This window comes from Marichromatium bheemlicum, from assembly GCF_012276755.1.
GTDB classification, from domain to species: domain Bacteria; phylum Pseudomonadota; class Gammaproteobacteria; order Chromatiales; family Chromatiaceae; genus Marichromatium; species Marichromatium bheemlicum.
Window position 1 is genome coordinate 18,204 of the sequence record NZ_JAAXKX010000017.1, and the last position, 12,256, is coordinate 30,459.

At 67.1% G+C, this 12,256-nt stretch carries 7 protein-coding genes; 5 read left to right on the plus strand and 2 right to left on the minus strand.

Features of this window, described 5'->3' with window-relative positions:
* Positions 1-60: 60 nt before the first annotated feature.
* The 4 genes from HF203_RS11910 (at position 61) to mgtE (ending at position 5,354) form a co-directional block, all read left to right on the plus strand.
* The gene (locus HF203_RS11910; RefSeq protein WP_168669987.1) at positions 61-1,539 is read left to right on the plus strand and encodes a glycosyl hydrolase family 57; all 1,479 of its coding nucleotides are present in this window, start codon (positions 61-63) and stop codon (positions 1,537-1,539) included.
* Between the two features lie 128 nt (positions 1,540-1,667).
* Positions 1,668-2,078, plus strand: a complete 411-nt coding sequence (locus HF203_RS11915) for a flagellar basal body-associated FliL family protein (protein ID WP_168669988.1) — start codon at positions 1,668-1,670, stop codon at positions 2,076-2,078.
* A gap of 26 nt (positions 2,079-2,104) precedes the next feature.
* Complete coding sequence (locus tag HF203_RS11920; RefSeq protein ID WP_168669990.1) at positions 2,105-3,694, plus strand: AAA family ATPase; 1,590 nt, start codon at positions 2,105-2,107, stop codon at positions 3,692-3,694.
* Positions 3,695-3,911: 217 nt separating this feature from the next.
* A complete protein-coding gene (gene mgtE / locus HF203_RS11925) occupies positions 3,912-5,354 on the plus strand; it encodes a magnesium transporter (RefSeq protein ID WP_168669992.1) in 1,443 nt (480 codons plus the stop codon).
* A 61-nt stretch (positions 5,355-5,415) separates the two neighbouring features.
* Here the strand turns inward: mgtE and nhaD are convergent, their stop codons facing one another.
* Complete coding sequence (gene nhaD, locus HF203_RS11930; protein WP_168669994.1) at positions 5,416-6,840, minus strand: sodium:proton antiporter NhaD; 1,425 nt, start codon at positions 6,838-6,840, stop codon at positions 5,416-5,418.
* 746 nt (positions 6,841-7,586) lie between these two features.
* On the opposite strand from nhaD, the gene HF203_RS11935 reads away from it, so the two are divergent.
* Positions 7,587-9,167: a methyl-accepting chemotaxis protein gene (locus tag HF203_RS11935; protein WP_168669996.1), complete on the plus strand. Its 1,581-nt coding sequence runs from the start codon at positions 7,587-7,589 to the stop codon at positions 9,165-9,167.
* Positions 9,168-9,280: 113 nt separating this feature from the next.
* Here HF203_RS11935 and HF203_RS11940 read toward each other — a convergent pair whose 3' ends face one another.
* Positions 9,281-12,124, minus strand: coding sequence for a valine--tRNA ligase (locus HF203_RS11940; protein ID WP_168670004.1), 2,844 nt, complete (start codon positions 12,122-12,124; stop codon positions 9,281-9,283).
* Positions 12,125-12,256 lie beyond the last annotated feature (132 nt).

A 12,256-nucleotide genomic window follows, 5' to 3' on the forward strand; every position in this document is an offset into this window, starting at 1 on the left:
CACGGGTGCGGCGTGTTGCCGTGCCCGCTCGTGCATCACCAGTCACAGAGGAGCAGCGCTGTGGATCAATTACCCGAATATATCGATGAATTGCCTAATATCAGCGGCCACGAGACCGAGGTCGCGCGGGTGGTGGAGGCGGCGCGCGCGCGCGCGCTGTTCGCCGCGCCCGGCGGCATCGACTTTCCGCGGGTGCGTGCGGCCACCGCCATCGCGCTGCACCAGCACCAGCCGCTGATCCCGGCCGGCGGGGCGGACCTGCGCAGCGCCGCCATCATCAGCAACCTGCAGTACATGATGGAGCACCAGGACATCGGCGATAACCACAACGCCCCGGTGTTCGTCTGGTGCTACAAGCGCATGGGCGAGTTCATCCCCCAGCTGATCGGCGAGGGCCACGCGCCGCGCTGCATGCTCGAGTACTCCGGCACCCTGTTGCACGGGCTGCGGCGGATGGGCGAGCACGGGGTGATCGAGGCGCTGCGGACGATCACCTGCAACCCCGACTACAGCCCCGCGGTGGAGTGGCTCGGCATGCCCTGGGGGCACGCGGTGGCGCCCTCCACCCCGGTGCAGGATTACCGGTTGCACGTGCGCGCCTTCCAGCACCACTTCGCCGCCCTCTTCGGCTGGGAGGCGTTGGAGCGGGTACGCGGCTTCTCGCCCTCGGAGATGGCCCTGCCCAACCACCCCGATGTCGCCTACGAGTTCGTCAAGACCCTGGTCGACTGCGGCTATCAGTGGGTGCTGGTGCAGGAACATACCGTGATCGAGCCCGAGACCGGTGGTCACCCGCGCCAACCGCACCTGCCGCACCGGCTGGTGTGCACCAACTCCAAGGGCGAGCAGGCGAGCATCATCGCCATCGTCAAGACCCAGGGGTCAGACACCAAACTGGTGGCGCAGATGCAACCCTGGTACGAGGCCCAGGGGCTCGCGCCGCTGACCCTCGACGGCCACACCGTGCCGCCGCTGGTCACCCAGATCGCCGACGGTGAGAACGGCGGGGTGATGATGAACGAGTTCCCGCCCAAGTTCATCGAGGTGGTGCGCGCGGCCAGTGGTTCCGACACCCCGTTGATGAACGTCAGCGAGTATCTCGAGCACCTGTTCGCGCTCGGCGTGCGCGAGTCGGCGCTGCCCGAGGTGCAGCCGCTGTTCCAGGATCGGATCTGGGCGCGGATGCAGCCCGGCGACGGCCCGCAGCGGCTGGCCAAGGTGATCGAGACGCTCCAGCGCGAGGACGACCGCTTCCACATGGACGGCGGCAGCTGGACCAGTGATCTGTCCTGGGTGGCTGGCTACGACAATGTGCTCGGGCCGATGGAGGAGGCCAGCGCGCTGTTCAACGAGCGCGTGCTGGTGCCTGGGGTCGACAGCGATGATCCGCACTACCGCAACGCGCTCTTCCATCTGCTGTGCTCGCAGACGAGCTGCTATCGCTACTGGGGGCAGGGCGAGTGGACCGACTATGGGCGCGAGATCTGCCGTCGTGCGATGGCGATCATCGAACACGATCTACCGCGTCGTGGCGATTGAGGCTGCCCGCCTGGGTCTGACCCTTTGCCCGGCCGCCCGCCTGGGTTAGAGTCAGCGGTTGGACGCCGGACGCAAGGACGGCACCTTCCGGCCCCAGGCGGGGCGTCATTTGTACACAGTGGAACGCGATGAAGAATGCAGTCACTCAGCTCGTGCTGGTCTTGGCCTTGGTGCTCGGGCTGGCGCCGCTCCAGTCGGCCGTTGCCCAGGACGAGCCCTTTACCGAGAACTATATCGCCATCGATCCGGCGCTGATCGTCAATCTCGCCAGTGAGCGCCGCACTCGCTTCCTCAAGGTAGGCATCGAACTCTATGTGCGTACCGCCGAGGCCGCCGAGGTGGTCAACACCCACATGCCACTGGTCCGTGATCGACTGATTACCTACTTCGCCGGGCGTTCAGTCGAGGAGGTGAGCGCGGTCGAGGAGCGTGATGCGCTGCGCCTGGGGGCGCTCAAGGCGGTCCAGGAGGTCCTGCTCGAGCGAGCCGGCGTGTTCGCCGTCGATGGTCTTTATTTCGGTAGCTTCATCATCCAGTAAGCCGGCAGCCGCCGCGAGCGACAGCCGTGTATCCTAGTTATTTCGGCCTTTTCGAACCCTGTTTCTCGATCGCGCCCGATCCGCGCTATCTGTTCCTCAGCGCGCAGCATCGCGAGGCGCTCGCGCACCTCGTCCATGGGGCCAGTGAACAGGGAGGTTTCGTGCTGCTCACCGGCGAGGTCGGCACCGGCAAGACCACGGTCTGTCGCGCCTTTCTCGAGCAGTTGCCCGAGGGCGTCGAGGTCGCCCTGATCCTCAACCCCTATCTCACCGCGCGTGAGCTGCTAGTCGCGGTGTGCGAGGCGTTCGGTGTCGCCTTCGATGGCCAGGAGCGTTCGCTGCGGCGGCTGATCGACGCCCTCGGTCACCACCTGCTCACGCTCCATGCCCAGGGGCGACGGGCGTTGCTGATCGTCGACGAGGCGCAGAACCTGCGCCCGCGCGTGCTCGAACAGATCCGCCTGCTCACCAACCTCGAGACCAACACCCACAAACTGCTGCGGGTCTTCCTGCTCGGTCAGCCCGAGTTGCGACAGATGCTGGCGCGGCCCGCGCTGCGTCAGGTCGATCAACGCATCACCGCGCGGGTTCACTTGCGCCCCTTCGATCGGACCGAGACCACGGCCTATATCCGTCACCGGCTCGCCGTGGCCGGCTGCGACCGGGCGCTGTTCACCGCCCCGGCGCTGTGGCGCATCCATCGCTGGAGCCGTGGACTGCCGCGGCTGATCAATGTCCTCTGTGATCGTTCGCTGCTCGGTGCCTATGTCGGCCATCGCCCCTGGGTCGATGCCCGGGTCGTCGCGCACGCCGCGCGCGAACTCGGTGGCGAGCCCGGTCACGACCGCTCCTATGGCGCGCGCCCGGCGCTGATCGTCACCACGGTACTGGCGCTGGCGCTCGGTATCGGCGGCTGGGGCATGGGGTGGCTCGGTCCGAGGACTCCGTTCACCCCGTCCAGCGCTGGCCTGTCGCTGGGCTCGTCGTTGGCCGGGACGCCCGAGCGGCTGCGCGCGGCGGTGGTGCCCGAACCCGAGGCGATGCTACGGCTGTTGCGGCGCTGGGGCATCGACCGCGACGGCCTTGGCGAGGGTGCGCCCTGTGGGCAGGTCGGTGCGTTCGGGCTGCGCTGTGAGTCGGGACAGGGGTCGTTGGCGACCCTGCGTCGGCTCGATCGGCCGGCGCTGTTGAGGCTCGACGGCGCCGAGACCACGACCCCCGGGTATCTGGTGCTCACCGGCCTGACCGGTCGCCAGGCGCTGATCGACCGTCCCGAGGGGGTGCTGGCGGTGCAGGCGGAGGTCCTCGATCGGCTCTGGTCGGGGCGTTTCGTGCTGCTGTGGAAGCTGCCCCCGGTTGGCGGGGCGGTGATCGGCCCTGGTGATCCCCCGGAGGCGATCCGCTGGTTGCGCCAGCAACTCGCCAAGCTGCCCGAACTCGGTCTCAGTGACCATGATGCCCCTGGCTTCGATCCGATGTTGCGCAAGGCGCTGGAGCGCTTCCAGCGCAGTCAGGGACTGGCGGCCGATGGCCTGGCCGGGCCGCGTACCCTGATCGCGTTACACAATCGGGTCGATCGTCCCGGGGTCGCCCGGCTGCGGGAGTGGCGGCCGTGAGTATCGGCTGCGTGGTGCGTCCGCTCTCCCCGACGTCAGTCGCCGAGTCGCTGTAGGGGCGCAGGCCACGCCGGTGGCGCGTCGCCGAGGGGACTCCCTCGCGCTGCCCCCGGCGCCCGGATGGGTATAATCGCTCGGGTCCGTGGTCGCGCGGCAGACGGGGCTCGGACCCGCCCGCGCGTCGCACCCCATCCCCCCTCAGCCCGGCGTCACGCGCATGTCACTGTCGAAATCCCGCGATCCCGACGTCCTCCACCGCCATCTGCGCGATGTGCAGGAGCTGTTGTCACGTCAGCGTCTGGTCGACGAGCTGGTGCACCGTCAGCAGATGCCGCACCGCGACCTGGTCGAGTCGATCACCCACAAGCAGAACCTGGCGCGGTTGCAGCGCAAGCTCGATCGTCTCCACCCGGCCGATATCGCCTGGATCCTCGAGACCCTGCCGCTCGCCGACCGGCTGTTTGTGTGGGAGTTGGTGCGCGCCGACAAGGACGGCGACATCCTCCTCGAGGTCTCCGACGCGGTGCGCGCGAGCCTGCTCGAGACCATGGATCACTATGCGCTCAAGGCGATGGCGCTGGGGCTTGACGCCGACGAGCTGGCCGACCTCGCCCCCGATCTGCCGGCCGAGGTGGTGCAGGCGGTGCTCGCCGCGCTCGACCAGGACGAGCAGGCGCACGTGCGCGCGGCGATGTCCTACCCCGAGGGCACGGTCGGGGCGCTGATGGACTTCGACCTGATCAAGGTCCGCGAGCAGGTCACCCTGGGCGCGGTGTTGCGTTACCTGCGTCGTTTCGGCGCGCTCCCCGACCATACCGACAAGCTCTTCGTGGTCGATCGCGAGGAGCGCTTCCGCGGCCTGCTGACGCTCGAATCCCTGCTGGTCAACGCCCCCGAGCGCACCGTCTCCGAGGTGATGAAGTCGCGCGCAGTGGTCACCTTCCGGCCCGATGACGACGCCCGCGCCGCGGCCGGCGCCTTCGAGCGCTACGACCTGGTCTCGGTGCCGGTGGTCTCGGAGCGCGACCGGGTGATCGGGCGCCTGACGATCGACGACATGGTCGACTACATCCGCGAGGCCTCCGAGGCCGAGATCCTTGGCAACGTCGGTCTGCGTGAGGAGGAGGATCTGTTCGCGCCGGTGATCCGCTCGGTGAAGAACCGCTGGGCCTGGTTGGCGATCAACCTGATCACCGCCTTCGTCGCCTCGCGGGTGATCGACCTGTTCGAGGACTCGATCGGTCAGCTGGTGGCGCTCGCCGCGCTGATGCCGATCGTCGCCGGGATTGGCGGCAATGCCGGCAACCAGACCATCACCATGATCGTGCGCGCGATCGCCATGGGGCAGGTCGAATCGGCGGCGTTGGGACGGTTGTTACGCAAGGAGTTGGGGGTGGCGCTGATCAACGGCCTGGTGTGGGGCGGGGTGGTCGGGGTGCTCGCCGGGGTGCTCTATGGCAGTCCCGGGCTGGGCTTGGTGATGACCGCTGCGATGACCCTCAACCTGTTGTTGGCGGCCACCGCCGGGGTGCTGATCCCGCTGCTGCGCGAGCGTTTCGGTGGCGATCCGGCGCTGGGTAGCTCGGTGCTGATCACCGCGCTGACCGACTCCGGCGGGTTCTTCATCTTCCTCGGACTGGCGACCCTGTTGCTGCTCTGAGTGCCGGCCCCGGGCGGGGCCGGCGTGGTCGGTCCACGCCGGGCGGCGTGGACCGGCGCGATCAGCCACCCACCGGCATCGAGAAGTAGCGGTGGTTGATGATGAAGTGGGCAAGGATGCTCACTACGTAGCCGAGCGCGATCACCGGGGTCCAGCGCAGGTGGCCGAAGAAGGTGTACATGCCCTTCGACTGCCCCATCAGCGCCACGCCCGCGGCCGAGCCGATCGACAGCAGGCTGCCGCCGACGCCGGCGGTGAGGGTGACCAGCAGCCACTGGCCCTGGGTCATGTCGGGGTTCATGGTCAGTACCGCGAACATCACCGGGATGTTGTCGACGATCGCCGAGAGTAGGCCGACCATGGTGTTGGCGATGGTCGGGCCGAGGTCACCGTAGGCGAACTGCGAGACCAGCTCGAGATAGCCGATGAAACCGAGACCACCGACACAGAGGATGACACCGTAGAAGAACAGCAGGGTGTCCCACTCGGCGCGCGCCACACCGGTGAAGATGTCGAAGGGGAGGGTGTCCTCGATCTCGCCACGCTTGATGGTGGCCTGCTCACCGGTGATCTTGAGATAGAAGCCGAAGAACTTGAGATAGGCCAGACCGGTCATCATGCCGAGCACCGGCGGCAGGTGGTAGAAGTTGTGGAAGCTCACCGCGGTGGCGATGGTCGCCAGGAACAGCAGTACGATACGCACCGCGCCACGCTTCATCCGCACACGCTCGTCGCTCGGCGGCGGGGTTTCGTTGGGGATGGCACGGTGCATGAAGGCGGCCGGGACGGCGAAGTTGAGCACCGAGGGGATGAACAGCGCAAAGAAGGTCTGGAAGTCGATCAGGCCCTTCTGCCACACCATCAGCGTGGTGATGTCGCCGAACGGGCTGAAGGCGCCGCCGGCGTTGGCCGCAACCACGATGTTGATGCAGGCCAGGCCGACGAAACGCGGGCTGTCGGCGCCGACGGCCATGACCACGGCGCACATCAGCAGCGCGGTGGTGAGGTTGTCGGCCACCGGCGAGATGAAGAAGGCGAGGAAGCCGGTGGTCCAGAACAGGGTGCGGTAGCTGAAGCCCATGCGGATCAGCCAGGAGCGCAGCGCGTCGAACACCCGTCGCTCTTCCATGGCGTTGATGTAGGTCATCGCCGCGAGCAGGAACAGGAACAGCTCGCCGAACTCCATGATGTTGTGTCGCACCGACTCGGCGGCGGCATGGGGGGCGCCGTGATGAGTGGTGTAGTAGATGGCGATGAGCAGCCAGATCACACCGGCGGCGAGCACCACCGGCTTGGACTTGCGCAGATGGGTGAACTCTTCTGCCATGACCAGGGAGTAGGCGCCGACGAAGATCGCCAGCGCTGCGAAACCAACCCAGGTCGTGGTCAGGTCGAAGTGCTCGACGACCGACTCCGAGGCCATGGCCAAGGTCGGTGAGATGAACAAGAGGGCCGTGAGCAGCCCCCTGGTGAGGGGATGGTGCATTGGGTTTCCTTGTGGATGAGGATGCTGATGCCCACGCCGCGGGCAGGTCGACCGGCTCGGTCGAGGCGTCGTGGAGCACGGGTTTTCGTCAACGAAAAACACTTTAGGATGCCGTCTGGCTCAGGTCTCTGGCAAGTCCCGTGCCTGTTTCTGCGAGCAATTGCGGTTTGTACGCCCGCCTGTCGACTCGTCGGTCCGGTCATCCGCACCCCTGATCCAAGGCGTGCGGCTGTTCACGCCCCGTTGCCATGGTGTCTTTGCGGTTCAAGTCCCCGAACCGTCAACGCCGCCGGGCACGCTGCGCCTTGCCCGACCCACGGGGCTGCTGCGTGCATGATGCCGCTCGGCTTCGAATTCCCTGCTCCCCTTTCGCCAAAAGGAGGGAGATAGCTGACGGCCAGACGACACGTCTCTTGCTTCGTGCCCTTGGCGTCTTGCCGGTTGATACGGCTCCCTGTCCAGAGGTGCACCCTTGAAACCCAAGGGCTCGGGTTTCTCCCTCCCCCAATGTCTGGAGGGCTCGCCTCCTCCTGGTCTTCTTTCACGTTTCGTGTCTTGAAATCCCTTCGATGGGGGCCATTACATGGGATGCAATCGACTTGAAATTGGCAAACGGAGCAACGGGCTGTGGTCGGCGCCATCATCCGGGATTGGCCGCGTCACCGGCATCGGCCGTGTTCGTGGCGAGCGCGTGACCCGGTAGGGACGGGAAGGGCCATGGGATCGACCAGCACAAGGGGGCTTGGATGGTGGACAGACGTGTGCAAGCGGGCCGGGGTAGCCAGGGGCGTAGGGCCGATCGGACGATCCTCGACGAGGAGGTGACCTTCGACCGCGAGCGGCAGCTGGTCTCGACGACCGACCTGCGCGGCATCATCACCTATGCCAACGACGCCTTCGTCGAGGTCAGCGGCTTTACCCTCGACGAGCTGGTTGGGCGACCACACAACATCGTGCGTCATCCCGACATGCCCGCCGAGGCCTTCCGCGACATGTGGGAGAAGCTCAAGGCCGGGGAGAGTTGGCGCGGGCTGGTCAAGAACCGCTGCAAGGATGGCCGTTACTACTGGGTCGACGCCTATGTCACGCCCATCTTCGAGCGTGGTGAGCGCACGGGTTATCAGTCGGTGCGGACCTGCCCGGCTGAGCGCCGCTTGGTCGAGCGCGCTGCGCGGCTCTATGCGCGGATGCGGCGCGGTCAGCGGTTCGACCTGCTGCGCCTGGCGCGGCTGATCACGCCTTGGGTGGTGGGGACGCTCGCCCTCGGCGCCGCCGCCTGGTTGCTCTCGCCCGTGGCGGTGTTGGCCGGCGCGCTGATCGCCACCGCGACGGTACTCGTCGGCGGGGCGGAGCTGGTCGGCTGCCTGCGCCTGCTGGCACGGATGCGTCGCGAGTACGACAGCATCAGCCGTCAGGTCTATGCTGGTGACACCATCGCCGACGTCGTGCGTTTCCGGGTGGGTCTGCTGGAGGCGCGGGTGCGTACCATCCTCGGGCGGGTGAGCGATCGTGCCGACAAGCTCAAGCTGCTCGCCCAGCGCACCGCCGAGGCCTCGGCAGAGACCCTCGGCGAGGTCGAGACCCAGCGCAACGAACTCTCCCAGATCGCCACCGCGATGACCCAGATGAGCACCACCATCACCGACATCGCCAATATCACCCACGAGTCCGAACAGCTACTGCAGCGTACCAATAGCAACTGTGGCAGTGCCCGCGATCGTATCCACGACAGTGCCCAGCGTACCCTGCGGTTGGCCGGCACCATGGAGACGGTGGCCGGACAATCGGAGGACCTACGCCAAGCCGCCGACAAGGTCGGCGGGGCGATGCAGGAGATCAACGGGCTGGCCGAGCAGACCAACCTGCTCGCGCTCAACGCCGCGATCGAGGCGGCGCGCGCCGGCGAGCACGGGCGCGGCTTCTCGGTGGTGGCCGACGAGGTGCGCAACCTCTCCAAGCGCACCCAGCGCTTCACCGGTGAGATCCGTGCCAACATCGAGCAGATGAACGCCTATATCACCTCGCTGGTGCAGTCGCTCGGCGACAGCGTCGAGGGCGCCAAGGTGTGCTCGGCCGATAGTCGCGAGTCGATCACCCTGGTCGAGGAGATCGCCAGTCAGCTCGATCAGGTGCTCGACTATATCCACCGTGTCGCCTCGGCGACCGAGGAGCAGGGCGCGGTGGCCGAGGAGATTAGCCGCAACAGTCATCGCGTCGACGATGCCGCGCGCAGCACCCTGGAGAAGAGCCGCGAGCTGGCCGAGGTCGCCGAGGAGGCGCTCAGACAGTTGCAGCGCCTCCACGACATGAGTCGTACCTTCGGTTGAGCGCGGCGCGGGCGCGCCGGACAGGGTTCGTCGGGGGGGAGGGTGGCCGGGCGTGTGTTTGCACGCCCGGCGTGGTCTTGGCCGGGGTTGCCCCGGCCAGCGACCCGCTCGGCTCAGAGTGCGGCGATACGCGCGCGCTGGGCGCGCAGCTCGGCGATCGCGCGGCTGTGGTCCTCGAGCTTGGCGCGCTCCTTGTCCACCACCGCCGCCGGTGCCTTGTCGACGAAGTTGGGGTTGGCGAGCTTGCCCTCGGTGCGCTTGACGTCGTTCTCCAGACGCTCGATCTCCTTGTCGAGTCGCTTTAGCTCGGCCGCCTTGTCGATCAGCCCCGCCATCGGGATCAACACCTTCATCTCGCCGACCAGGGCGATGGCCGATTCCGGCGCCGCCGCCGGGTCGTCGAGCACGGTGACCGATTCGGTGCGGGCGAGGAAGTCGAGATAGTGGCGCGCGCTCTCCAGCCGTGCCCGATCCTGCGCCGAGGCGTTGGTCACCAGCACCGGCAGCTGCTTGCCGGGGGCGATGTTCATCTCGCCCTTGATCCGTCGCACCCCGAGCACGAACTGCTGCACCCACTCGATCTCGGCGACCGCCTCGGGGTCGGCCGCCGCGGCGTCGACCTTGGGGTAGGGTGCGAGCATGATGGTCTCGCCCTCGACGCCGGCGAGCGGGCGCACCTTCTGCCAGATCTCCTCGGTGATGAAGGGCATGATCGGATGGGCCAGACGCAGCAGCGTCTCCAGCGTGTGGACCAGGGTGTGACGGGTGCCGCGCTTGGCCGCGTCGCTCGCCTCGGCGCCGGTGAGCACCGGCTTGCACAGCTCCAGGTACCAGTCGCAGAAGGCGTTCCAGGTGAACTCGTAGATCGCCTGGGCGGCGTGGTCGAAGCGGTAGTGATCGATGGCGTCGGTCACCGTGGCGGTGGTCTCGGCCAACCGCGCGCGGATCCAGCGATCGGCGGCGCTCAGTTCGAGCGCGCCGCCGCCGGCGCCACAGTCCTCGCCCTCGGTGTTCATCAGCACGTAGCGCGAGGCGTTCCACAGCTTGTTGCAGAAGTTGCGGTAGCCCTCGATGCGCCCGAGGTCGAACTTGATGTCGCGGCCGGTCGAGGCGAGCGCGGCGAAGGTGAAGCGCAGCGCGTCGGTGCCGTAGCCGGCGATGCCCTCGGGGAAGTCCTTGCGGGTGGCCTTGGTGATCTTCTCGGCCAGGTGCGGCTGCATCATCCCCTTGGTGCGCTTCTCGACCAGCGCCTCCAGGTCGATGCCGTCGATCAGGTCGATGGGGTCGAGCACGTTACCCTTGGACTTCGACATCTTGTCGCCGTGGGCGTCGCGCACCAGGCCGTGGATGTAGACCTCGTGGAAGGGCACCTCGCCCATGAACTTGAGGCCCATCATGATCATCCGCGCGACCCAGAAGAAGATGATGTCGAAGCCGGTGACCAGTACCGAGGTCGGGTAGAAGGTCTTGAGACGCTCGGTGTCCTCGGGCCAGCCGAGGGTGCTGAAGGGCCACAGCGCGGAGCTGAACCAGGTGTCGAGCACGTCGTCGTCCTGGCGCAGCTCGATCTCGGGGCCGAAGCCGTGGCGCTCGCGCACCTCCGCCTCGGAGCGTCCGACATAGACGTTGCCCTCGCTGTCGTACCAGGCCGGGATGCGGTGTCCCCACCAGATCTGGCGGCTGATGCACCAGTCCTGGATGTTGCGCATCCACTCGAAATAGGTGTTCTTCCAGTTGTCGGGGACGAAGCGGATGTCGCCGTTCTCCACCGCGGCGATCGCCGGTTCCGCCAGCGGCTGTACGCGCACGTACCACTGGTCGGTGAGATAGGGCTCGATCACCGCCCCGGAGCGGTCGCCGCGCGGCTGCTGCAGCTTGTGGTCGCGCACCGCCACCAACAGACCCTGGGCCTCGAGATCGGCGACGATGCGCTTGCGCGCTTCGTAGCGGTCGAGCCCGACATAGGCCTCGGGGATCAGCTTGCCCTCATCGGGCTCGTTGGCGCGGATCGCCGCATCCGGGGTGAAGATGTTGATCAGGCCGCCGTGGGGCTGGTCGGCGATCGCCGACTCGTCGCGGTGACGCAGCCATACCTGGTGGTCGTTGAAGTCGTGCGCCGGGGTGATCTTCACGCAGCCGGTGCCGAACTCGGGGTCGGCGTGCTCGTCGGCGACGATCGGGATGCGCCGTCCGGTCAGCGGCAGCTCGACATACTCGCCGATCAGGTGGCTGTAGCGGTGGTCCTCCGGGTTGACCGCCACCGCGCAGTCACCGAGCAGGGTCTCGGGACGGGTGGTCGAGACCACCAGGTAACGCACCTTGGCCATGCGCATCGGCCGCACCAGCGGATAGCGCATCTCCCACATGTGGCCCTGCTCCTCCTCGGAGAGTACCTCCAGGTCGGAGACGGCGGTGTGCAGCACCGGGTCCCAGTTGACCAGGCGCTTGCCGCGGTAGATCAGCCCCTCCTCGTAGAGCCGCACGAAGACCTCGCGCACCGCCTCGGACAGCCCCTCGTCCATGGTGAAGCGCTCGTGCTCCCAGTCGAGCGAGGCGCCCATGCGGCGCAGCTGACGGGTGATGTTGCCGCCGGACTCGGCCTTCCACTGCCACACCCGGTCGGTGAAGGCCTCGCGACCGAGGTCGTGACGGGTCTTGCCCTCGGCGTCGAGCAGCCGCTCGACCACCATCTGGGTGGCGATACCGGCATGGTCGCTGCCCGGCTGCCACAGCGTCTGCTTGCCCTGCATCCGCTGGTAGCGGATCAGCGCGTCCATGATGGTGTCCTGGAAGGCGTGCCCCATGTGCAGGCTGCCGGTGACGTTCGGCGGCGGGATCATCACGCAGTAGGCACCCGACTCGCCCTGCTGCGTCCGCGGGACGAAGTAGCCTTGCTCCTCCCAGTGGCTGTACCAGGTCTTCTCCAGGTTCTGCGGGTCGTAATTCTTGTCCAGCATGTCGGTTTAGGGCTCGTTGATGGTGCGAATGCGAAACCTGTCAGTATACCCGATGCAAAGGGCCTGAAAATGACGGACGAGGGCGCTCGCCAGCGACCAGGAGGGTCGAACCGCAAAGTCGCAAAGGAGATG